Source organism: Lentibacillus halophilus, from assembly GCF_055395055.1.
The window spans coordinates 2,710,003-2,735,169 of sequence record NZ_AP043750.1; the positions used below are offsets into that span (position 1 = coordinate 2,710,003).

General features: G+C 41.4%; 19 protein-coding genes. 4 read left to right on the forward strand and 15 right to left on the reverse strand.

Annotation, left to right across the window (positions count from 1 at the left end; genetic code table 11):
* Window positions 1–111 precede the first annotated feature (111 nt).
* The 6 genes from ACZ5Q7_RS13385 to ACZ5Q7_RS13410 form a co-directional block, all read right to left on the reverse strand.
* Window positions 112–525, reverse strand: a complete 414-nt coding sequence (locus ACZ5Q7_RS13385; protein ID WP_343750406.1) for a GlcG/HbpS family heme-binding protein — start codon at window positions 523–525, stop codon at window positions 112–114.
* Between the two features lie 227 nt (window positions 526–752).
* Window positions 753–2,189: a Na+/H+ antiporter NhaC gene (nhaC, locus tag ACZ5Q7_RS13390; protein ID WP_343750408.1), complete on the reverse strand. Its 1,437-nt coding sequence runs from the start codon at window positions 2,187–2,189 to the stop codon at window positions 753–755.
* A gap of 48 nt (window positions 2,190–2,237) precedes the next feature.
* Complete coding sequence (locus ACZ5Q7_RS13395) at window positions 2,238–2,873, reverse strand: GNAT family N-acetyltransferase (RefSeq protein ID WP_343750409.1); 636 nt, start codon at window positions 2,871–2,873, stop codon at window positions 2,238–2,240.
* A 107-nt stretch (window positions 2,874–2,980) separates the two neighbouring features.
* Entirely contained in the window at window positions 2,981–4,411 is a 1,431-nt protein-coding gene (locus tag ACZ5Q7_RS13400) for an NAD-dependent succinate-semialdehyde dehydrogenase (RefSeq protein ID WP_343750410.1), read from the reverse strand.
* A 27-nt stretch (window positions 4,412–4,438) separates the two neighbouring features.
* The gene (locus tag ACZ5Q7_RS13405) at window positions 4,439–5,533 is read right to left on the reverse strand and encodes a C45 family peptidase (RefSeq protein WP_343750411.1); all 1,095 of its coding nucleotides are present in this window, start codon (window positions 5,531–5,533) and stop codon (window positions 4,439–4,441) included.
* 413 nt (window positions 5,534–5,946) lie between these two features.
* Window positions 5,947–7,290: an APC family permease gene (locus ACZ5Q7_RS13410; protein WP_343750412.1), complete on the reverse strand. Its 1,344-nt coding sequence runs from the start codon at window positions 7,288–7,290 to the stop codon at window positions 5,947–5,949.
* A 290-nt stretch (window positions 7,291–7,580) separates the two neighbouring features.
* Here ACZ5Q7_RS13410 and ACZ5Q7_RS13415 point away from each other — a divergent pair, with 290 nt between their 5' ends.
* Window positions 7,581–9,686: a sigma 54-interacting transcriptional regulator gene (locus tag ACZ5Q7_RS13415; RefSeq protein ID WP_464432909.1), complete on the forward strand. Its 2,106-nt coding sequence runs from the start codon at window positions 7,581–7,583 to the stop codon at window positions 9,684–9,686.
* A gap of 165 nt (window positions 9,687–9,851) precedes the next feature.
* On the opposite strand, the gene ACZ5Q7_RS13420 is transcribed toward ACZ5Q7_RS13415, so the two are convergent.
* The 7 genes from ACZ5Q7_RS13420 to ACZ5Q7_RS13450 all read right to left on the reverse strand — a co-directional run bounded on the left by ACZ5Q7_RS13420 (window position 9,852) and on the right by ACZ5Q7_RS13450 (window position 19,914).
* On the reverse strand, window positions 9,852–11,219 hold the full coding sequence (locus ACZ5Q7_RS13420) for an aminotransferase family protein (protein WP_343750415.1): 1,368 nt from the start codon (window positions 11,217–11,219) through the stop codon (window positions 9,852–9,854).
* 335 nt (window positions 11,220–11,554) lie between these two features.
* A complete protein-coding gene (locus ACZ5Q7_RS13425) occupies window positions 11,555–13,015 on the reverse strand; it encodes a CoA-acylating methylmalonate-semialdehyde dehydrogenase (RefSeq protein ID WP_343750417.1) in 1,461 nt (486 codons plus the stop codon).
* A 45-nt stretch (window positions 13,016–13,060) separates the two neighbouring features.
* Window positions 13,061–14,404, reverse strand: coding sequence for an aspartate aminotransferase family protein (locus tag ACZ5Q7_RS13430; RefSeq protein WP_343750418.1), 1,344 nt, complete (start codon window positions 14,402–14,404; stop codon window positions 13,061–13,063).
* A 342-nt stretch (window positions 14,405–14,746) separates the two neighbouring features.
* Window positions 14,747–15,316 carry a DUF3156 family protein gene (locus tag ACZ5Q7_RS13435; RefSeq protein ID WP_343750419.1) on the reverse strand — a complete coding sequence of 190 codons (570 nt, stop codon included), beginning with the start codon at window positions 15,314–15,316 and terminating at the stop codon, window positions 14,747–14,749.
* A 106-nt stretch (window positions 15,317–15,422) separates the two neighbouring features.
* Window positions 15,423–16,862 (reverse strand): APC family permease, encoded by a 1,440-nt coding sequence (locus ACZ5Q7_RS13440; protein WP_343750420.1) that lies wholly within the window; start codon window positions 16,860–16,862, stop codon window positions 15,423–15,425.
* A 129-nt stretch (window positions 16,863–16,991) separates the two neighbouring features.
* Entirely contained in the window at window positions 16,992–18,146 is a 1,155-nt protein-coding gene (locus tag ACZ5Q7_RS13445; protein ID WP_343750422.1) for an iron-containing alcohol dehydrogenase, read from the reverse strand.
* Window positions 18,147–18,399: 253 nt separating this feature from the next.
* Window positions 18,400–19,914: an aldehyde dehydrogenase family protein gene (locus ACZ5Q7_RS13450; protein ID WP_343750424.1), complete on the reverse strand. Its 1,515-nt coding sequence runs from the start codon at window positions 19,912–19,914 to the stop codon at window positions 18,400–18,402.
* A gap of 191 nt (window positions 19,915–20,105) precedes the next feature.
* On the opposite strand from ACZ5Q7_RS13450, the gene ACZ5Q7_RS13455 reads away from it, so the two are divergent.
* Window positions 20,106–21,686 carry a PucR family transcriptional regulator gene (locus tag ACZ5Q7_RS13455; protein ID WP_343750425.1) on the forward strand — a complete coding sequence of 527 codons (1,581 nt, stop codon included), beginning with the start codon at window positions 20,106–20,108 and terminating at the stop codon, window positions 21,684–21,686.
* 343 nt (window positions 21,687–22,029) lie between these two features.
* Complete coding sequence (locus tag ACZ5Q7_RS13460; protein ID WP_343750426.1) at window positions 22,030–22,821, forward strand: N-acetylmuramoyl-L-alanine amidase; 792 nt, start codon at window positions 22,030–22,032, stop codon at window positions 22,819–22,821.
* A 384-nt stretch (window positions 22,822–23,205) separates the two neighbouring features.
* On the opposite strand, the gene ACZ5Q7_RS13465 is transcribed toward ACZ5Q7_RS13460, so the two are convergent.
* Entirely contained in the window at window positions 23,206–23,805 is a 600-nt protein-coding gene (locus ACZ5Q7_RS13465; protein WP_343750427.1) for a DNA-3-methyladenine glycosylase, read from the reverse strand.
* Between the two features lie 276 nt (window positions 23,806–24,081).
* Here ACZ5Q7_RS13465 and ACZ5Q7_RS13470 point away from each other — a divergent pair, with 276 nt between their 5' ends.
* Window positions 24,082–24,663, forward strand: coding sequence for a sigma-70 family RNA polymerase sigma factor (locus ACZ5Q7_RS13470; protein ID WP_343750428.1), 582 nt, complete (start codon window positions 24,082–24,084; stop codon window positions 24,661–24,663).
* Between the two features lie 155 nt (window positions 24,664–24,818).
* Here ACZ5Q7_RS13470 and ACZ5Q7_RS13475 read toward each other — a convergent pair whose 3' ends face one another.
* Window positions 24,819–25,097, reverse strand: a complete 279-nt coding sequence (locus ACZ5Q7_RS13475; RefSeq protein WP_343750429.1) for a YciI family protein — start codon at window positions 25,095–25,097, stop codon at window positions 24,819–24,821.
* Window positions 25,098–25,167: the final 70 nt, after the last annotated feature.

Sequence of the window (25,167 nt, forward strand, 5' to 3'; positions counted from 1 at the left end):
TTCACTGATACTGCTATTATAATCTGTCTTGATCAATACGTCTATCAATCTCTGCAAAACGACGCCATCCAAAAATAAAACCTCCCTATGACAGGAGGTTTTGTTAATCCATTATTTTTCTTTGTTAAATACCTTGACGCCAGCTTCTGCCACTTGAACGTCTTGTGGCACAGCGCCGCCACTGACACCGATAGCACCGATGACTTTTCCGTCCTTTTCCAGCGGGATGCCGCCACCGAATACAACGATCTTTCCTTGATTGGTTGTATTCAGACCCCATAGTTCAGCATTCGGAACAGTGGCTTCTTCCAGGTTGGAGGTTGGCATTTTTAGAGCAACGGATGTCCATGCCTTATTCCGTGCAATATCCACACTTGCCAGCCATGCATCATCCATGCGGTGTGTCGCAACCAGATTGCCTCCATCATCCATTATCGAAATAACCATCTGAACCCCGATGTTGGCCGCTTCTGCTTCTGCGCCCTCGATCACTTTTTTAGCTGTTGCCAGATTTAACTTTTCCATGTTTAATCATCCTTTCTTAAAAATCCTTTATGAGTTTATTCAACTACTAGTGATATATTCCCAGAATTGTTATGAAATAAACAAACGATTTAATTTTTTGAAAAGATGAATGTTACTCCTGACTTTTTCAAAGCCGGTTACCCGAAATTTGAAAAAACTTACGGTGTAAAATGAGCGCTTAACAAACCATAGTCACGATTGCCAGATCGAATGACGTGCAAACGCCTTCAAACGGACGTTTTCTTTGCGGCTTTCATATTTGAAACCTTTTTATGACCATCTTTATATTCAACACTGAATCCTGTAAAGCCGTATATAATCGCCATTAAAGGACTAAGCAAGCAAAGGAAAGCAAATGGTGCATAACTTAACGTGCTGACACCAAGAGTCGCTGTCATGAATGCGCCACATGTATTCCACGGAACAAGAGGCGACGTCATCGTCCCGGCATCTTCAACCGTTCGGGAAAGGTTTTTCATTTTCAATCCTTTTTTGTCGTATGCGTTGGCATACATTCTGGCAGGAATAATGATGGACAAGTATTGTTCAGAGCCGACGACGTTTGCGAAAAATGACGTACCGACTGTAATCCCAATAAGACTGCCAGCCGATCGAGCCAGACTGAGCAAGCTTTCCACAATGGTTTGGAAAAATCCAGTAGATTCCATAATGCCACCGAAGCTCATGGCAATAATGATAAGTGAAACCGTAAACATCATAGCTTCAATGCCGCCATTGTTTAACAAATTATCAAGAACGTCAACACCGGTATCGGCGGAATACCCATAGTACAGTGTCGATATGGCCTCCTTCATGGGCAATCCTTGAACCAAAACAGCTGTCACAGTACCGAGTATAGCACCGGTGGAAAGAGCTGGAATAGCGGGCATCTTTTTGATCATCATGATAATAACCACGGCCGGTACAATTAATAATAACGGACCGATCGTAAATAAGTCGGACAATTGATTTTGTAACGTGGATACTTGTTCCAAATTTGAATTGTCATGATTTGTTACAAAACCGAGAACGAAATAAAGAATCAGGGATATGATTAAAGCCGGAACCGTCGTAAATAACATATGTTTAATATGTTCAAACAGCTCGGACCCAGCAACGCCTGGCGCCAAGTTGGTCGTTTCGGAAAATGGGGATATCTTATCGCCAAAGTAAATGCCTGAAATGACGGATCCGGCCACCATGGCTGTATTCAATCCCAATCCTTCACCGACCCCCATCAAAGCTATGCCAATCGTTCCCGCTGCCGTCCAGGCATTGCCGGCAGCAATGGCTACCAGACCGGATATGATACAGGAAGCAAACAGAAAATAGGTTGGTGATAATATATCCAGACCATAGTAAATCATCGTTGGAACAATACCACCAGCCAACCACGAACCGATAATCATCCCTATGATCACCAGAATAATAATCGCTTGCAGAGCCAAACTGATGCCATTAATCATACCACTTTCAATCGTTTTCCACGAGTTTCCTAACAACAACGCTATAGCAGCAGCGACGACCCCACTGAAAAATAGTGGAATATGTGGGTCAGCACCATAGACGGCAATTCCGATAATAAGTGCAACGATCATAAAAACGACGGGTATTAAAGCGACTAAAAGACTAGGTTTTTTCACTTCATTTGTTTCTGCAGACACTGGTTATGCCTCCTCTGTTGCATATATGGTGTAAGATAGTGACGTGTCTTAGTCGTTTTTCCATTCCATTAGTGTTGCATGAGTGCATGATTCCGCATCATCAGGCAAATAGTTTCTTAAAATACGCAGAAAATTGAAGTCATTTTTAAGCTGAAATGTCATAACAGGATCGTAAATGTCGTTATTCACGACAAGCTCAGCATATGTTTCCGGTGTATATTGATCAGCATACTTGTGGTAGTGAGGTATGCGACCGCCTACGACAATACCATTCAAGCTCAATTGTCTGCAAAGTTCTTTTCGTTCGTTATAAAGCGTTTTTCCAAGTTTCAAATTTCGGTAGTCCGGGTGAACCGAAACTTCTATGCCATATAAATAGTCACCGTTAGGGTCGTGATTCCGGATATAACCCTCATCGCAAATCTCATCAAATGTATGATCTTTATCCCAATCGTTTCGTGATACCATCAAGCTTCCCGAAGCACCGACAATTTTACCTTCATACTCGACACAACGCTGGCCTTCCGGAAAACGGGCTAATTGACTTTCATAGTGTTTACAATCGAACGCAACATCTTCCCCAAAGCACATAACGGCCAACGCTTGAACCTCAGGGATATCCTTTTCTTCCAGTTGTCGTACAATGACATTGCTTTCAGATGACGTATCCACTTGATTTTTCATAAGAAAAACGCTCCCTTTAAAAGTTTTATAGGTAGGCAAGCAAGAAAATAGACAAGATTGTGTGATTAAGCTATCTTCTTGCTTCCGATGGTGTGTGAGAATTTACATTATATTAAATTGGCTGATGTTTTAATGGAAACAAATTTTTCTTCCATAAATTCATGAACACCGGACGTTCCACCTTCGCGGCCAATGCCACTTTCTTTCATGCCTCCAAACGGGGCATGCGGGACGATGGGAGCCGGATCGTTAATACCAACCATTCCATACTCGAGTTGGTGCATCATTCGCATACTGCGGCTCAAATCATTGGTGAAGCAATACCCCATCAATCCATATTGCGTATTGTTAGCTCGCTCAACGACCTCTTCTTCGGAATCAAAGGTGAAAATCGGTGCAACAGGGCCAAACGTTTCTTCTTTTGCTATATTCATACCATCTGTGACATCAGCGAGTACCGTCGGCGTGTAAAAGAAACCGTCCTTATTCTCCATAACGGAAGCCCCTGTTACCGTACTCGCCCCGGCAGACAGAGCTTTTTGCACTTGGTCATCCACTTTGTGCAGCGCGGCTTCATTGACCAACGGCCCCATGTCGGTATTTTCGTCCAGTCCATCACCAACGTTCAATGCTTCCACTGCTTCAGCCAGACGTTTGCTGAACTCATCCTTAATGCCGTTTTGTACATAAATACGGTTGGTACTGATGCACGTCTGTCCGGAATTTTTAAATTTCGTGCCGACAACCGAGTTAACAGCATCATCCAGGTTAGCGTCATCAAATACGATGAACGGGGCATGACCGCCAAGTTCCATGGATATTTTTTGTACATTTTCAGACGCTTGACGCATTAACTGTTTTCCGACATTTGTCGATCCTGTAAATGTCAGTTTTTTAACGATCGGATTGTCTGTCATCTCTGTACCAATAGCTTCGGCATCACCGATAACAAGATTGGCCACACCCGATGGAAGGCCGCCTCTTTCAAAGCATTTAAACACTTCAATCGCGCATTGAGGGGTGGATGGAGCCGGTTTCAAAACGGCTGTGCAACCGGCCGCCAAAGCTGGACCTAACTTCCGCAAAATCATGGAAACAGGAAAATTCCAAGGTGTTATGGCTCCAATGACCCCAATGGGTTGACGGAGAACCATCAGCTGTTTCTTTGAATCAAGTGCCGGAATAACGTCGCCGTATATTCGTTTAGCCTCTTCCCCATTCCATTTAAGGTAAGCTGCAGCCGACGCTACTTCCCCACGTGCATCTTTAATGGGTTTTCCCATTTCCTTCGTAATCATGGTTGCGATATCGTTTTTAACATTCAGCAACTCATCCGCAATATTTATTAAAATGGTACCGCGTTCATTTCCGGTCATAGCTTTCCATGTTTTAAACGCATCATTGGCGGCATTAATGGCTTCGGAGGCTTCATCTTTGCCACCTGTATAAACATCCCCGACTGCCTCTTTTGTCGCAGGATTGATAATCGTTTCAGTTCGATCTGTTTTGATCCATTGTCCGTTAATAAACAATGTCATAATCCCCCTTCTTATTTATTTAAAAGTCTATTGTTTGGTAATCGTATAGGTTTCAAAAGGGTCATGCGCCGGCATGCCATCACATACATGCAAACGGTTGGTTGATAGATTCATCACAACAGCAAAAACGGTTTCAATTTGTCGATGGCTGGGAACCTGCTCATTGGCATAATGGTTAATGGAGTTGGGAGCATTAAACGTATCGCTTAACCACGTTTTAAACGTTTCATCGGTAATGGTCTGTTGCTCCTGTATCGCTTGCGTAACCAATTGTTTCGCCCGTCGCTCCCGAATTTCCGAATCGCTGTAACGCAGGTTGTTATTGTCGCCCACTTTCATTTGAATTTCTTGTGAACAAATGTGATTGGCATGCACACCATAGGACGTATCCTGATTGGTCACAGCTATGCCATATGGGGAAACTTCGACATGTAAAGCCATGCCTCCACGTTGGTCCTCGTGATAACCGATCATGAAATTAGCTGCCGAAGCCATCTGGCCCTCCTGGACATTAGCCATCGCCTCATGCAGAGATGACGTATCCAAAATAGAGCGAAGTCCCAAATGAATCGGAATCCCTTTGGTTTTTTGGCTGGAATGCAATGCATTCAATCCGACACCAATAGCATGGTCATTGCAGCCAATTTTTCCAATAATGCCGGCTTCCGTAATCATCGATACATTCGGTCTGTCTTCCCGCTCGATGTTTAGCATGAGCAAGCTGTCCTTCTGTGACCCTTTCCAATCCCATGTTTGCCCCATTATGGTATCGTTTGTAACAGGACTGCACGTACTAATACTGGTACACCCATCACTGAACGATGTATGCGCGTCCCCTGTTAAGGCAATTTCACTTCGCGCATTGAGTGCCAAAACATCCTCAAACGTCATTCCGGATCCTTCTGCTACCCCTTCCATTTCTTCCAGCAAGGCGATGTCAAAGGCCTCAATAGCCGGAATATGGATTTTGGCCCGTTCTTTAACATCGGTCCAATCAATTCCCTGAAATTCATAAAACAGGCGTTCATACGTGTTCATACTGTTTATCATTTCCTGCTTCCCTTGTTCACCGTGTTGGCGTCCTATTTCCTTTGGATCCCCACTTAAATGTAATACGTTCATTTGTTTCACCCTTCTCCATAGGAATGTTTATCCATGTATCAATCACTCAATCACTAGTTATCATATTAGGTCTTTCAGCTTTAATTAGAAACACACGATCCAAATTAGCTGAGTTATCAGTTAACTCCTGTTATTCGTACCTTGTATGAACAACCCCTTTATCATTTAAAATTTCGTCACATTTCAACAAGCAAATTCCATGCCAACTTATAGCGATGTGACGCGGAGATAGAACCTAAACTGCCAACAAGGGGGCTCGTGAAGGAATGAGAAGATGATTTTTTTCGACAAATATAGACATATAGAAATGTATAACTTATTTTATTTTTCATAACATATTCACTTTTGAATAACATGCTGGGTATTAAATACAGACAATTGCTTTGTAAGCAACCGTCGTCGTTATGTCGTTGTCAACCGGCTTCATCGTCACTTCCCATATCCGGTATGCGACGACGAAAGAATCCAGTAATAATGAGCATGTATATAAACCCAATAGCGACCCAAACAACGCCCCCGATAAACGCATCTTTATGAAGGAAAAACCACAATATACCAGTTAACCCGGCTCCAATAAGAGGCATAATCAAATATTTAAATATATCCTGTGCGGTTTTGTACCTTTTTTTCTTAACAATAAAATAGGCAATCACAGATAAATTAACAAACGTAAAGGCAATTAACGCACCGAAATTAATCACTGCTGAGATTAATTCGAGATCAGGCCCGATAGCCAATAACGACACAGCTCCAACTAGTATAACGTTAAACGCAGGTGTACGGAATCGCGGATGCACATAACCAAACAGTTTATTTGGAAGGACACCATTTCGTCCCATCACATACAACAGACGGGAGACACTCGCATGGGATGCCAGACCGGATGCAGCTGTTGCCGCAAATGCCCCGGAAAGAAAAATCAATTTAAACACCTCTCCACCCGTATATAAGGCAATTTCTGGTAACGTATCATCCGTCACTTGAAAATGGGAAACATCCGGGAATAATGCTTGCGCAAAATACCCACCCACAAAGAAAATCGCACCACCTATGAGAACCGTCAGGAAAATGGCTTTCGGAACGGTTTTTTGATCAACGGCTTCCTCGGTATACATGGTAATGGCGTCAAATCCAATAAATGAAAAAGCGACGACGGTTGCCCCTGTAAATACCGCTGACAACTGTACATCGTCATGAAATAACGGTTGTGCCGTGAAAATCGTGCCTTGCCCCATACCCTGGGAAAGTTTCATCCATGCCAGGAGAACAAAGACACCAATCAAAAGGATTTCATAAACAACGAGAATCATATTAAAATTTGATGTTTTCCCCATGCTCCATACGTTAATACCAGTGACAATGGCGACATAAATGACCACCCAGATCCAAGCTGGAACGTCTGGAAATAGGGATGCAAAATAAATGCGAATGATAAGCGCATTGACCATAGGAAGCAATAAATAATCCAGTAAAGACGCCCATCCCACAATAAAGCCCATACCAGGGCTCATTGTTTCACGTGTGTAGGTATAGGCTGAACCGGCACTTGGAAAAATTTGAGTCATTTTTCCATAACTGATCGCCGTAAACAACATCACACATAAAGCAACAATGTAAGCAAGTGGAACCACACCGTCCGTTTGCTGAGACACAATGCCGAACGTATCGAACACGACAGTCGGTGTCATATACCCCAGTCCAAGGCCAACAATGGACCAAAGTCCCAGAGATCGTTTTAGCGATGGGTTTTTTGCCATACATCATCCCTCCATTCCATATGTCGATTCACAAAGGTTAGGAAAGCGGTTTCATTTCTCGCCTGATACATGATCAAAATCATACGACACCTCACCATTAAATAATTTTTAAACTATTCACCACACTCATGCAAAAATTATGCCAATAAATAAAATAGTCTAAATTTTTCAGAACTGGGCCACAACACTATCGTTCGGGCGTATTTAATCCGTTCGCCTCGTCGCCCATTATTTAAAATTAAATACTGTTATGATATATTGAATAAGATGGGTATCAAGGAGGGATCATCATGTCAAACTGGGTCAAGAACAAACTTCACCCACTTGTTGTTATATCAATGACTCCCGAAGATGATCATTGGCGGGACTATCTCCAATACAATCATTCGGATGCATTCGTGTTTCTAGAAAGGAATGGAACACTAGATTCATATATTTATTTACGCGATTTAGATTGGGACCATGTTGACGACCTAACGATGGATGAATTATATAACCATGCACACACTTTGGAAAACGTCGGTGTGATCCATGCCAACCAGCCGGAGGTGCCATTTACATTTCTTTTTCAAATCTTGGGCGAACCACTTGCTCTGGTCAAAGACAACGATAGCTACATTGGTTATATTCGGCGTGAGGATCTGCTCGTGGAATTATTACGCTTGGAGGATGGAAACACAAACTTTTTAAAAGTGATCCTTTCATCGATTCCTATGGGCATATTCATTTCTGATAATCATGGCATCATTGTCAACTCAAATGAAGCCGGGATACGCATGATCAAATCCTCCTATCAGGAAATAAGCGGCACACCCGCGAAAAAATGGTTTAATAATGATCACATTGATACGGTTCTTGATACAAAAAAGAAAATATTAAACCAAATACAGATCGATGATGAGACGGGCATCCTAGTTGATTATATTCCCATTTTAGATTCCAAAGAAAATTTGGATGGTCTTATTTTCGTTGTTCAGGATTTGCCAAAAGTCGAAGAAATGGCGATGGAAATTGAACACATCAAAAATTTAAACGATGATTTAAACACCATTCTATCCACCATGTACGATGACATCTTAGTGATTAACAATAAAGGCGATATCCTCCGTTTTAATAATCAATTCACCGCCGGGCTCTGGGACGAGGATTTAAAAAATCTGATCGGTCAAAACCTGTTTAATCTGGAGGTAAAAGGCTATTTTAATGCGGAAATTTTGCGATTGGTCTTAAAAAAAGGTGACAAAGTATCCATTGTTCAGGAATTACGTCAGGGAAAAAATATCCTGACTGTCGGCAATCCGGTTTTTGACGACCATGGCGAGGTGCATCGGATCGTGATCGCGTTGCGGGACATTACAGAAACGACACAGCTCAAGTCGGAACTGGACGAAACTAAAAAACTGACGCATCGCTATAAACAGGAATTGGAACGATTGCGTAATCTGGAAAGTATGAATCATGACGTTATTTACTGCAGTGCTGCCATGGAACAAGTCATGCTGAAGGTGAATAAACTGGCTGAGTTTCATTCAACCGTGCTTATTACAGGTGAATCAGGGGTTGGCAAAGAAGTGATTACACGAACGATTCATAAGTACGGACGACGCGCCAACAAACCATTTTTGTCGATTAATTGCGGAGCGATACCGGAAGATTTGCTGGAAAGTGAATTATTTGGCTATGTAAAAGGTGCTTTCACCGGAGCACATAATCAAGGCAAAAAAGGATACTTTCAACAGGCCCATCAAGGCGTTCTGGTATTAGATGAAATCGGGGAGGTTTCTCAAAATCTTCAAGTCAAATTGTTGCGCGTGCTGCAAGAGGGGGAAATTATCCCCGTAGGAAGCTCTCAACCCGTATCGGTCGATGTGCAAATCATCGCTACTACCAATAAAGACCTGGACAAAATGGTTCGTGAGGGAAGGTTTCGGGAGGATCTGTACTACCGCATTAACGTCATTCCGATTACAGTACCACCACTGCGGGAACGCACCGAGGATATTCCGTTGTTGGCTTATCACTTTTTGCAAAAATTGAACACGAAATACGAAAAGACGTATTATTTTTCACCAGATGCTCTTAATCTATTGGAAGTCTATTCGTGGCCTGGAAACATCCGTGAGCTTCAAAATATCATTGAACGTTTGGTCGTAACCACCGAAGAACAAGTCATCTCAGCGGATTCCGTAAAAACATTGTTACGACTGGGAGAAAGCGGCAAGCATCAACCCATCATAACGGATATCATCCCGCTTGATGAAGCACAAACATCAGTTGAAGAACAATTGATAGCACTTGCCATGAAGAAATATAAAACCACGACCAAAGCGGCAGAGGCTTTAAATATTAGTCAATCCGCTGTCAGCCGTAAATATAAAAAACATCAGCAGAATTAGTCAGCAAACATGTCGGCTTATACAGCGGTCAATCCATCACATGCGTCCAAAACATTTGGAAGAAGGCCCATGGGAATACGTTCTCTGGATGCCTTCTTCCTGTTTCAGCAATCAGAAGTCATATTCAGAAAGACATACGATCCAGCGTCGTTTCGACCGTTTTCATTAAAGCGTGTTTTCAAACGCCGTTATCGACTCATCGATAATATTTATCATTTTTTTAATTTCCTCTTGAGTAATCACAAAAGGTGGTGCAATGGCAACTTTATAATCGCCAATATTTCTTAAAATCAATTTACGGTCAAAGCACGCATTAACAACCGAAGCTGCCGCTTGTAATGATGAATCGAACGTTTCTCCTGTGTCAGGATTGTATAGTTCAAACGCCGCCAGCAGCCCGAGTGTACGGCAATTTCGTACCGTGTCATGCTTCTCTTCTAAATATGCAAGTCCTTTGCGCAACTCGTCTTCCATGTCTTTCACATGACTGACCAGATTTTCACGTTCAATGATTTCGATGTTCTTCAGAGCAACCGCACACGCTGTTGGATGGCCACTGTAGGTAAAACCATGTGACATCACATTCTCATAACCGATAATGTACTCTCTTATTTTATCGCTGATCATAACGCCACCCAGCTGTGAATAACCACTGGTGATTCCTTTGGCCATACACATCATATCCGGTATGACATTCCAGTTTTCCACGCCAAACATTTTTCCAGTACGCCCAAAACCGCAAATAACCTCATCGGCTATGAACAAAATGTTAAACTCGTCACAAAGCTTTCTGACGGCTTCTATATAGCCCTCAGGTGGCATATTCACCCCACCAGCGCCTTGTACAGGTTCCATGACGACCGCAGAAATGGTATCAGCACCTTCCTGTTCGATAAGCGCCCGTATGGAATGCTCATAATCCGGATCAGTGGTATCCCCTAATTCACAATTGGTTAAATGCGGTGTGGCATGAAAGAATCCTTTTATATTGGAGCCAGCAAACGTATGAGTGGCGGGAATGCCGGTCGCACTTTGAGATGCTTGTGTGACACCATGATACCCGGCTTTCGTTCCAATAATCTTTTTCTTATTTGGCTGACCTTTTAACTCCCAATAAAAGCGGGACAATTTAAATGCTGTGTCGTTCGATTCGGATCCACCCGATGTGAAAAATACGGAATTCAGATCTCCGGGTGCCATTGATGCCAGCTTTTCCGCCAATTTAATAGCCGGTTCATTTGAAAAGCCTTTGAACGCGGATGAATAAGCCATTTTCATCATTTGCTCACTTGCCGCGTCGGCCAATTCCTTTTGACCGTGCCCCACGTTCACATTCCAGAGCATCGACATCCCATCGATATATGCTTCGCCTTCCATATTATTGACATAAATACCATTGCCTTCAGAAAAAATGATACCCGGTCCCTCTTCAGCAGCAGCCTTGGGCGATGACGTCGGGTGTATAAAATGTCGTTTATCCAATTCAACTAACTCATCCGTTGTGGAACCCATTACCTGTTGGTCCTTTGCCATCTTAAAAACCTCCCTTAATCGTTTTCATTATTAGTATAGCAAATATCATGCCAACTACTCTAGTTAGTGGGTGAAACAAAACCAACAATAGATGTTCATGTGACAGACTGCCTGTTCAAGCTTTATGCCGTTTATCATTAGTTGCGGGTTTAATGCTTTTATAACACATCGCATAAATTTATGATTATGTTCATAAGCATGGATAATACGATCAGTGGACCATCGTTAAAAACGTTAACAAAAAAAGTGAACCCCCACCCGTGATTGACAATTTAAAACGGGCTAGGGGGTCACTCTGTACGTCTTTTTTCAGTATAACTAGAAAACCAAAGCCATTAAACCCAACGTGTCGTTATCACTTTTTTCCGTGTATAAAACTCAACCCCGTCTTTTCCATTCGCATGCAAATCACCATAGAACGAATCTTTCCATCCTGAAAACGGGAAAAACGCCATTGGAGCCGGTACACCAATGTTCACACCAAGCATTCCCGCGTCAATAGTCTCTCGGAATTGACGCACACTTCCACCATCGTTGGTGAAAATGCAGGATCCGTTCGCAAAAGGCGACTGATTCGTTAAGTCAACCGCATCATCCAAGTCCTTCACACGGGCGATCGATAGAATGGGAGCAAACATTTCATCCTGCCAAATCGTCATTTCGGTTGTTACATGGTCAAAAATCGTAGGCCCGACAAAGTACCCTTCTCTCTTTGCCTCTTCATCATTACGCCCGTCCCGGACCATTGTTGCGCCTTCCTTTTCACCTGTTTCAATATATTGCATGGTCTTTTTCTTATGATCATCGCGAATTACCGGTCCCAAAAATACGCCTTCATCCAACCCATTTCCAATTTTAATCTCATTGGCCTTTTGAACAAGCTGCTCAATAAATTCATCAGCCACGGAATCCTCAACAGCAACAACGGAAGCCGCCATACACCGTTCGCCGGCCGAACCAAATGCCGCGCCAAGTATTTGCGTCGTCGCATTATCCAGGTTGGCATCATTTAATACGATTGAGTGGTTTTTCGCTCCTGCCAATGCTTGCACCCGTTTGAGATTATGCGTCCCCCGTTTATAGACATATTCCGCCACAGGCTGGGAACCTACGAATGAAATCGCTGCTACATCGTTATGATCCAGTAGCCCATTAACGACATCATGAGCACCATGAACAATATTGAGAACACCTTCAGGCAACCCGGCTTCTTCCATCAATTCCGCCAGTCGGTTGGCCAGCAATGGCGTACGCTCGGAAGGTTTTAAAACAAACGTATTTCCTGTCACAATCGCCATCGGGAACATCCAAGCAGGAACCATCATCGGAAAGTTGAATGGTGTAATGCCGCCAACAACACCGATGGGATAACGATAGACACCAGATTCTAAACCGGATGCAATCGACGGTAATTGTTCCCCCATCATTAAAGAAGGCGCACCGGCCGCAAATTCCACATTTTCAATGCCACGCTGGACTTCCCCTTTTGCTTCCTTGAAACTTTTTCCGTTTTCTGTTGTAATAATTTCGGCCAACTCATCCCAGTGATCGACAAGCAATTGCTGGTACTTGAACATAATCCGTGCCCGTTTTGGCACAGGCATTTCTTTCCATTCCTCATAGGCTTCATTCGCTTTTTTTACGGCATTATCCACATCTTCCTGAGTCGAAATGGGTGTGTGCGCAATCACTTCGCCTGTGGCCGGGTTGATGACTTCCTCTGTTTTATCAGTCCCGGCTTCCACCCATTCGCCACCGACGTAATTTTTTAGTACGTTCACTTGTGTTTGAACCATATCCATACCTCCCGAAATGATTATTCTTACTTTAAATTGATAGAATTAGAGTTGTGCAAATGCTTCTTTTACCGTTTTTGTAATAAACTTAAAATCTTCCTCAGTTATGCTGAGCGGCGGACTGAGCGTCAAAATATTATTATAGCCAGCAACGGTGTCCCCGTTTTTACCGATGATCAACCCTTTTTGTTTACAGAAGGAAATAACACTATCGAGTTTATCGGATGTGGCAGGTTCTTTGGTTTCCTTGTTTTCAACCAATTCAATTCCTAAAAGAAGCCCTTTCCCACGAACATCGCCGACATACGGATGCTCTTCAAGTTCCGACATCTCATCTAGCAGCCTTTCACCCATGGTTGCCGAGCGTTCAACAAGATTCTCCCTCTCCAGGATCTCTATATTTTTTAACGCAACAGCACACGATGTTGGATTCCCCCCAAACGTATTAACATGCCGGAAGTTATCATATTCTTCCGTTCCCATAAACGATTCATAAACCTCTCTTCTGACTGCTGTTACCGACAGCGGAAGGTAGGCACTGGTAACGCCCTTGGCCATCGTTACAATATCAGGTTTTACACCGTAATTTTGAAAACCAAAAGGCTTCCCGGTTCTGCCAAACCCGCAAATCACTTCATCAATGATTAAAAGTGCTCCGTGTTTGTCACAAATGTCTCTTACGCGCTGCAAGTAACTGTCATGCGGCATAATGACGCCACCGCCGGTAATAATCGGCTCCATAATGACAGCAGCTATCGTTTTATCCAATTCCCATGTCATGACACGATCAATTTCATCCGCGCACGCAATACTTTGTTCTTCCTTCGTCCCCTTATATGGGCTTCGATACATATCCGGTGGTGTGACATGAAGAAAGCCCGGTGCTAATGGTTCATACCGATACTTCCGCTCTGCCTGGCCAGTCGCTGCAAGGGATCCCATCGTATTTCCGTGATAGGCACGGTAACGTGATATAAACTTTTGCCGTTCTGGCTCGCCATTTTGCTGATGAAATTGACGAACCATCTTAAAAGCGGTTTCATTTGCTTCCGATCCGCTATTGGAAAAGAACATAACATAATCATCGCCAAGCCATTCATTTATTTTTTCACCAAGCTTAATGGCTGGTATATGGCTTTGGGTCATTGGAAAATACGGCAGCTTTTTCATTTGCTCATAAGATGCCTGTGCCAATTCCTCCCGGCCATAACCAACATTCACACACCAAAGACCGGACATCCCATCCAGATAACTATTTTCATTAATATCGGTTACCCATGCACCGTCCCCTTCACGGATAACCATGGTTGCATCCGGATTATAATACCGCATTGCATGCCATACATATTTTTCGTCTTTGTTCAATAATTCGTTGGATTTAGTATCCATTGTGGTGATGCCTCCTTTTTTTCTATTGAAACAAGATTTGGAATTACAGACACTTAGAACTCTAATTCCTATATTCATATTAAAAGGGATAAATCTTTATTTCATTAGACAGAAAGTTAAATGATTTTAGTTTGATATCAACACCTAACTAAATTTTCTATTAAAAGGTAATTCTGCTAAATTCCATAACTATTTAACTGTTAGGGATAGAGCCTTAAATATCCCTGCACACTGTTCGATTTCTTCTACATGAACCCATTCTTCTACTGCATGGCTTGTTCCAAACTTCCAGAGCCGAAATAAATCGCATTGTATTTTTCAACCCCGACATAGGCAAGTTAATTAATTATCTCGCAAAGCATTTGCAATCAGCTCAAACAGTTCAATCATAAACACACATTCTTTTTCTTTAGGTTTAATTACTTGTAAGGCGGGTGGAATTAGATTCCATGTAGTAGATCCAATTAAGCTATCAGTCCGGATATACCACCTTTTCTTTCGAATTGAATATTCTAAATTCAAGTTTAGTAGATCTAATTTTACTAACCTACTAATTATTAATGGATTATTAAGTTTTTCTAATATAGAAGCTGCCTCTTGATTTCCGTTTAATATAGAAAATTGAGCACCATCGACTTTAGTTTTCCCTAAATAACATAGTTTAAATTTCATATTTTCATTAAAAATAGCAGGTATCTCAAATTCAAATACCAAATCATAGCTCCGCGCAAAGAATCTGTCTTTCAGTAAATAACTCATTTTTAACTCTTTCAAAAAGTATAGATTATCAAAGTAAACTTTCTTACATAAAAATCCATCATAACCTGTTTTCCAGTATCCATTTAAAGCATTCGAATAAATGTTTGCAACTAAATTCAACTTATCATTTGCTTTTCGATTTAATATACCCATCGCATTGTCGTTCTTTGTCTTTTGGTTAACTAAGTTATCATTTTTGATATTTAAATTCCTTTCTATTTCATTATTTAACTATTATCGATGTTATCGGTTCATGGAGTCATCTTGGGGATTGCTTGTTCAACCATTCTGTCACTTTTTCATCCCATATCGGCAAGTATTCTGAACGAGTTTGAATCTCTTTTGTGATATTTTCAAGAGGAGTTTTTTCGAAAATCGGGATTTTTTTATAATTGAGCCATAACAAGGCATAAATAGCAACTATCGCCATTGCAATCAATGCGTTCATCCAATAAGGCTTAAGAGTCCATATTGCATAGATAACCCCAAGTATACCAATTGGTAGCGTAACCCAGGCCAAAGGTGCCTTCCACAATCTTGGAAAATCAGGGTATTTTTTCCTGAGAATTAACACATTCAACATTGCAATGGCATAAGAGATCATCCAAGTGATACTGGCGGTATTAATAAAGACTAGCACCGTATCGACATCAGCTCCGTTCATAGTGATGTACAAGAAGGTGATAAACATCAAAAGGCCTGTAAAAAAAATCCCGTTCCATGGTGTCCTGTATTTTGGATGTATTTTAGCAAACATTGACGGTACTAAGCTTTCCCTTGCCATCCCATAGAGCATTCTAGGAAGTGCTGCTGTATAAGCATTAGCTGTTGTAAGTGATGCCGCAATGGTAAGCAGAGATATGGTGATAAATCCAGCCTCACCCAGCATTGCACGTGCTCCTTCTACATGTGGAATAGCAGAATTAAGCAAGACATCTAGTGATGTGTATCTTACACTTGCTGCCGAGAAGATAATATCAATTATATATATAGATAATAAACCTAATATTAAACCGTACGGAAGGTTCCTATATGGTTTCTTATTTTCTTCTGCTAACGGCAAGGCAAATTCAAACCCAATAAAAAACCAAATGGCCACACCAACAGTCCCAAATACAGTAGTCCATCCTCCTTCTGGAAGAAAAGATAAAGACTCATTAACCGGAACGGCTCCCATGGTTTCACCAACACGCGCAAATCCTAAAATAGAAAGAAGCGCAAACACAATCATCATCGCAACTGTGACTATTGCCTCTGTCTTTCCATAAAACCCAACGCCCCTTAAATTAATAAAAATAACAAATAAAAATAAAGTTGCAGTCACTATCGGCTGTGGAATTCCGACTAATGAATTCATAGATAGACCACCCATTACTAATTGGGTGCCTCCATCTGCCGCAATTAATACTACATATCCACTAAGCAATGAAAAAATTGACCAAAATCGACCAAGTGCTGGCAAGGTATAGTCAGAAATCATTCCACTTCCTGGCAACATTGATGCTAATTCACCATAAGCAAAAGCAGCACACATCATTGGTATTAGTGCAATTGCTGCTGTTATAATGGTTGCATATCCCGTAGTTCCTCCTACATTTCCAACAGAAAACATAGCCGTTCCGGATACTACCAAGCCTACAGCTGCTCCATAGGCTGGCCAAAAACCAAGAACTCGTTTAAGCTTTTTAATCTCACTCATAAATATTACCTCCAAGGACTTTTCTTTTTATGAGCATCGCTAGTTCACACAAAGAAGTGATCATTTATAATAGTTCTTAGACGAACTAGCGATGCCACACTAATAGATCCTACATTTCCTCAGTATATATTATTCAGCGTATATTTTTTTGAATAGATCAACATAATCTTTTTTCATTATTTTCCGTGGATTACTTGGATGGGATATATTATTTAAAGCGCCTTCGGCTAGATATTCAAAATCTTCAGGATTAATATATTCTAAATCACTCATCCTGGGAATATTAAGATCTTCTGCTAATTTCTTAAGAAGTAACACTCCTTCATACGCATTTTTCTCTAAGTCAAACTTATCAGCACCCAAACGGCGAGCAATAATAGAATGTTTTTCCATGTTAGAAGGTATATTATATTCAAATACATATGGCAACATCATTGAGTTTGCTACTCCATGTGGTGTATCATAAAGTCCTCCAAGTGATTCAGCCATACAATGCACACTAGCAACGTCGGCGTTCCCAAATGATATCCCTGCCATAAGGCTTGCAGCTAGCATCCTTTCTCTAGACTCCATGTTTTCCCCATCCTTTACAACTATGGGTAGGTGCTCGGTAATAAGATCAATAGCATGAAGTGCAAGTCCATCTGTAATTGGTTGAGATACATTGCATGTATAAGCTTCAATCGCGTGCGTGAGAGCATCCATACCAGTTGACGCAGTGACTTCTTTAGGTAAGCTGATAGTTAATTCAGGATCTAACAAAGCAATTTGAGGTGCAACTTTTAGATCAACTATATTCATCTTATAGTTAGTTTCAGTGTCTGTTATTACAGAAAAAGTTGTTATTTCACTCCCCGTGCCAGCTGTTGTAGGTATACAAATAAGTGGCGGTATAGTTTTTCTTAATTTGTCAAAGCCATACCAGTTCTTTAATTTTCCTCCATGTGTCAGAAGAGTTCCTACTGCTTTTGCAGTATCCATTGAACTCCCACCGCCAATTCCAATTAAGGAATCTACATTTTCTTGTAAGGCTAATTTATAAGCTCTTTCACAATCTACATCTTTAGGATTAGGCTTTACTTCATCAAACACTGTATAAGAGATTTTTTCATCATCTAATATCTTTTTTACTTTATCAATAATTCCAGATTTTACTAAACCTTTATCTGTTACTATTAGCACCTTTTTTCCATTGATGTCATTAATAAAATTACCTAATTTTTTAAGTTTTCCTCTTCCAAATTCAATTTTGGTTGGAAGATTGAATTCAAATTCTATAGTCATAATATTCCCTCCATAAAACATAATGTTGATTTTTGTCATATTACTTAGTCTTACATGATGTGAATTTTCCCGTATATTCCCGTTTATCACCTAAACATCGTTTTTCCATTTATATAGAAAAGTGTTTATTTTAACATGCTAGGTTACACATTTTAACATTTCTGATAATAGGAAAGGATGGTTCTCATTATTCCTTCAACTATTATGGGAAAGTAAAAAGCAGACATATTTCCCTACAGAAATTTAAATCAACTTACCCTTTATACCAGCCTGAAGGCTGCACATTAAGCGCTACATTTACTTGTTTTGTAGTCAGATATTCTTCAAACCCATACGTTCCTAAGTCACTGCCAAGGCCGCTTTGTTTGTATCCGCTCCATGGTGCTTCATTGAATGTTGGGTGATACGTATTTACCCAAGTGATGCCTGCTTGCAAATTTCTAATCACACGCTGTGCTTTAGAACCATCGTTCGTGAACACTGCAGCAGCAAGCCCGTAAACTGTATCGTTCGCTAATTTAATTGCTTCCTCTTCTGTATCAAAAACCTGAATAACAAGTACCGGCCCAAAGATTTCTTCCTGTACTATTCTCATATCGGGCGTTGTATTTGAAAAGATGGTAGGTTCCATATAATTACCCTGCACCAGTTCTCCGCTAGTGATCTGATTACCGCCGCATAAAAGTTTTGCACCCTCTTCTATACCTATATTGACATATTCCAGAACGCTTTCCATATGACCTTTGGATATTAGTGGGCCCATTTCGGTATCTTCCTTCCAACCCGGACCAACCTTTATCTTTTTAGCACGATCAACCAATTCAGAAACAAACTTGTCATAGATGCTTCGTTCTAAAATAAGTCGCGATCCGGCTGAACAAACCTCTCCTTGCTGGGCGAAAATGGCCAATAATGCATAGTCGACCGCAGTCTCAAAATCCGCGTCACCAAACACAATATTTGGCGATTTCCCACCCAGTTCTAATCCAACCTTTTTGATTGTATCTGCTGAATCTCTAATGATCTGCTTACCAGTTGATGTTCCACCAGTGAAGGCTATTTTATTTACTTTTGTATGATTCACCAGAGCATCACCCGCCACAGATCCGGAACCAAGAACTAAATTTGCTGTACCCTCAGGGAAATCGATTTCATCAATGATTTCAAATAGCCTGATAATTGTAAGCGGCGTTTGTGAAGCCGGCTTAACAATGACAGTACATCCGGCAGCTAGTGCTGCAGCCATTTTTTGAGTCGCCATTACTAATGGATAATTCCAAGGGACAATCTGAGCAACCACTCCGACCGGCTCACGCACAACCATAGCTTGAATTTCATCAGGAACCTCATATGTTTGGCCAAATGGTTTTGTTGCAAGACCTGCATAATATTGAAATTGATTAATAGAATCTTCAATATCATCTATGGAGTCCGCATACGTTTTCCCATTATTTAATGTCTCCAGCATAGCGAATTCTTCTTTTCGTTCTTCCAGTTTATTTGATAATTTCAACAGAAGATCTGACCTGGTACGAGCGTAAGTTGTCTTCCATTCGCCTTCAAAAGCATCATGAGCAGCTTCAACAGCCTTTTTAACTTCATCAACCCCTCCATCCGTAACAGTCGCAATCACTTCATTGTTAGCGGGGTTTAATATTTCACGAGATTTATTTGTAGTGCTAGAGACCCATTCCCCATTAATATACATATTTTGAATTTCCGTTTTGTCCTTGAGCACTGAACTAAAATTCTCCAGAGTAGACTCCATAAATAATGACCTCCCTTTTCATGTGTTAATTAAATTATATAATTCGGAAACTTTTAAATCATTAGACAAAATGTTAAACTATGATTGCGCTTACATTTACATTTATATTTGAATGCAAGTATTTAACTGTGACCTATACATATAATGACATTTCAGATACCATACAATGACCTTCAAAGGGGGCCGCAAACATGTTAGCTGTTGAAGATATGTTAAATCGTCCATCATTTCAAGAAGCGGAAGTACTGGCAGGAACAAATGGGCTTCATAAAAAAGTGAAATGGGTTCATGTTGTGGAAATAAATAATTTTGGACATTTGCTTCATGGTCAGGAAGTTATTTTAACAACAGGAGTAAATTGGATAAACGATGAAGAGAAAAGTGTTTATTTTTTGGAACAGCTTTTAGAGAAAGAGACGTCAGCGCTTTGTGTGGAACTTGTTGAACACTCCAAAACGTTGCCAACAGACATGCTTAACATAGCTGAAAAGCACAATCTTCCTGTTATAGGATTCAACAAGGAAGTCAAATTCATTGATATAACTATGGACTTACATGAAATTATTTTAAACTATCAACAACATTCGTGGTGGAAACTGGACAACCTATATAAAAAACTCCATAACTCTTTGGTGTCTAATTATCCTATTGGTGACTTTTTAAAATTGTTGCATCAAGCAACCAACAAACAAATGTTACTTAGCCAAAACAAGGATCAGTATCGCTTCTTTCCTTCTCCATCCAAACGAAAGCAAAGCGAGTGGATCGAACAAATACAACAAGACACAAACTCATATAACGCCTATCCCATTCATTTATTGGATCAACCAATCGCCTACCTATATATTTTAGAGAAACAAAATAACATAAGTTTGTTTGATGAGGAAGCTGCCAAACGATGCAGTGAATTTCTCGAACAATATTTCTGGAAACACTATCAAACCAAGGAAAGAGAACAAATAAAACAAAATGAATGGTTACTGGACGCGTTGGATGGCCCCCTTTCTCGAAAACAAATAACTGAAAAAATATATGAAAGCAGCCCGACAACGACATTCAATGACGCTATTGTAGGGGTACTTTCTGATAAGCATTCACTGTATGAAGAAGAAAATGATAGTTTTATGACTGAAACGTTTATGTTTTTCCGTTCCATTTTAGAAAATAACGGATTTCACCTCTTCACAACAAAAGGGAACGTTCAAAATGGCTATGTGTTATTAATCATTAACCAACAGGAGAATGATTCGTGTTACGAGCGCCTGAATTATTCTCTTCAACAGGTTTATGCGTCAAATAATTATCATCATATACAAGGAATCAGTTTTGGCAAGATCATATCTGACTATGAATCTCTTTATCAAAGTTACCAGACAGCATTAACCACTCTAAACTACCAATTGAAACATGACATATTGACTGAACCGTTTTACGATAATTTAGGCGTGTATCGGCTGGTTAATCAGGTAGAGAATACAAATGAACTCGAAAGAATGATTAAACATTATGTAGGTCCCTTAATGTCATATGATCAGCGAAATGGGACGGAATTACTGAAAACATTTCAAATTTACCTGAAAAACTTAGGCTCCAAAAATGACACATCACGAGAATTATACATTGTACGCCAAACCTTATATCATCGGCTGGATCGAATCAAAGAACTGCTGGGCGAGGACTTCATGAGTCCTGAAAATCGAATCATGGCTGAATTATCGGTTTATATGCTGACGTATCTTGATATTGAAGAACAGGCATTAGTCGAAAAGTGACCGGGGAGCATTCCATAAGCAAATCGTTGAAGAAAACTAAGCACCACTCTATGGATGGGTGCTTAGTTTTCTATGTATCCGGAAAATAACCGTTTGCTCCCCAACCTATTCCCAACAACACCTCACGCCTTTGCCATTCGATTGTAGGTATAGAAGGAATCACTGCTACAATCGAATTCTATCGGGAAAATGTGTCATCGTTAAACTAAGCTGAACATTTCCCAATACCTGCTTATTTTACCCATTTATTTTTGAACACGTTTCTCAATATGTCGAAAATCCGGTCGATTGTCCAAGCAGCGATGTTTTCCTTTAATAAACTGATAAGAAGGAGGTGATGGTGATGAAACTTTATTTGGATCCGGGCCATGGTGGTTCGGATACGGGTGCACAAGGAAACGGAATGAATGAAAAAGATATCAATCTAGATATATCGCTCCGAATCCGAACGATGTTAACAAAACAATACCATGATGCCGATGTCACGATGAGCCGGACCGACGACAGCAGCAAACGTTTGAGCGAGCGTACAGACGAGGCCAACGCATGGGGGGCGGACTACTATCTGTCCATCCATTGCAATTCATTTAACGGATCCGCTCAAGGGTACGAGGATTATATCCACAGCAGTCTGTCCGACACCTCAGCAACTGCTGATTATCAGGACACGATTCATACGGCGGTCGCTAAAGCCGATCAACTTGCTGACCGTGGTCAGAAAAAGGCTAACTTCCACGTACTGCGGGAAACAACGATGCCAGCACTCTTGACGGAAAACGGGTTTATCGATAACGACCATGACGCCGCATTAATGCGTGATTCGTCCTGGCGACACGATGTTGCACAAGCGCATGTGACCGGGTTGGCAAACGCATTTCATTTGAAGCCCCGGAAAACCTCTAAAACGCTTTATAAAGTCATCGCCGGTTCTTTCAAGGACAACCAAAATGCAGAAAACCGGGTGTATCATTTGCAATCAGAAGGAATGGATGCATTCGTAGAGGCGGTCACCATTTCAGGTGAACGCTGGTACCGTGTACAGGCAGGGGCCTTTTCAAATCGGGAAAATGCGGAACGTCAGCTGGAAAAGGTTAAAAATGCAGGCATTGCCGACGCGTTTATCACCGCCGAATAGGATCAACGAAAGCAAATCCTCTCTGATTCAGCACAATGTTTTTCGAGGGGGCTGGGATATAACTAAACAAATCAATTCTAATAATACGAACGATATAGTTAAGAAGTAGTCACCGCTCCGGAAAAACACTGCGCTTTCACCTTGCCAGGCACAAGTGCGACATCTGTTCAAGCTTCCTTTGGTCGCTTTCACAGTGTCTTCTTTGCCGCGGGCGCTGCTGAGCCTCCTCGTGCTTATCGCACTGCGGTGTCTCATCTAGGCTTTTCATCCCGCAGGAGTCTTTGTGTTTTTCCTACGCTAAACAACATTCCGAACTAATTAAGATTATTTGTGAATCATAGTTCGGATTTTTCTTTGACTAAACGTCTTATGTCCCAGCCCCTTCTATTTGGACACAAACGCGTTTCCCTCCATCCAAAAACGCCACGGATAATATCTGGCTTCCCCGGCATTACCAATTCCGACTCGTGGACCTGAAACGATTTCCGTCGTATCCGGGCGTTTCCCCGGGGCCATCCAAAGCGGCGACTGATCGAGTCTATGGCCATAATCACGCATGGTGATACCGAGTGCTTGTGTTAATTTACCGGGGCCATTGGTCCACTGGCCCTTTTTCTTAGCCTTTGGACGGCGCTGCGCCATTAATTCTTGACCGGTATAAGGCTCTACCCCACGGATTAATACCGCTTCAGGCTTTTCACTATCGCCGCTTACGACATTAAAGAGGCAATGCGTATGCATCGTGAAGGTATATACATATCCGGCTTCACCGAACATGATTTCCGTTCGTTTTGTGCGACGGTTATTAAAGCTGTGTGCCGCACGGTCATCCGGCCCGATATAGGCTTCTGTTTCCACGATGAATCCACCGGCAACTCCCTCATCCGTTTCCTTGAACACGAGTTGACCAAGCAATGACTGCGCCAATTGAAAGGTAGGCTGATTATAAAATGACATGTGCAGAGCTTCAGGCAAATGGTGCATCATAAGCCTCCTTCTTTATCCTCATCAAATAATACCATTTCCCGATTCCGCCGTCATATTTTAAAAATTCTATTATGCCCAACATGTCCCCTTCTGTACCTGGATGGGGACTTGTTTCATATTTGAAATTGGCACCGTAGAACAGCATCGTCTAGGACAAATTGAGACGCCACACAAACAAATTAAAAAATTTCCTTCTGACGACACTTTTTGCCCTTCTTGTTTCGATTATAGGGGTAAAAAGAGTTACAGTTAGTGAGAAGGGAGAGTTTTCACATGAACCAAAAACCGACATTTGATGATATTTTCAAGCAAAACGAGCGACGGATTCACTATCAAATTCACAAAATGAATATCCGTGATCCGCATCAGGAATTTTTTCAAGAAGGGTTGGTGGCGCTGTGGAACGCGTATGAAACGTATCAGCCGGACAAAGGCTCCATGGCAACGTATTTCAATTATATGATCCGGAACCGTCTGATTGATCGCATGCGCCGCGATAACCGGCGAGATGAAATCAAGAAGCTGGCGGCTCACGAACAACAGACCCAATACACCGACGGCAATTACCACCGGGGTACGGAAGGGGCCCGTCCCATCACCGCCAATTCCCCCTTGCCATTGGATGATTCCAACCTTTGGAAGAACCTTCAATCCCAATTGACGGACAAGCAATGGAAATGGGTTAATTATGCTATTATTCAAGAGATGCCCTACAAAAAAATCGCTGAACTGGAACATACGACGGTGGATGCGGTGAAAAACTGGGGGCGACAAGTGAAGAAAAAACTAAATAATCCGTACTTCCATGAAATGCTGTCACTGGATGAGATAAACATGTCATCCAGTGTCCATTAGGTTCAAAAAGGACGAGAGGCTGCGAAGAACAAGAGAATAGAACTGTTAATTGGTGTTTGATATCTTGTGAGGAGCAGTAGCCAATCCCAATTTCTGCTTGTTCTTCCAGTTAAATCACGAGCGTATTCTGTGCACGTTGTCATAATCCGGGAACGTTAAAATTGAAAATTATCGTTCGTTTCCAGCGCCCATTCATGAATTTCCCAATTTCTAGCTCCATTTACAATATAAGGGTCCTGGTTTAAAAAGGAGATGGCCTCTTCTTCATTATGTGCAGCATATATAACCAATCCCCCTGCTCCATCCGTAAATGGACCATTCATAACGACTTTTTGCTCCTGTTTCATTTGCTCCAGAAACGCCAAGTGCTGCGGACGAAATGATCGATTTTTTTCTTCATCCCGCATGGTTAAAATGACGGCAAAATATTTCATATCAAAATCGGCTCCTTATTCAATTCTGAGTATTGTTAATTTAATAGTGAGTATACCATACCAAACGATC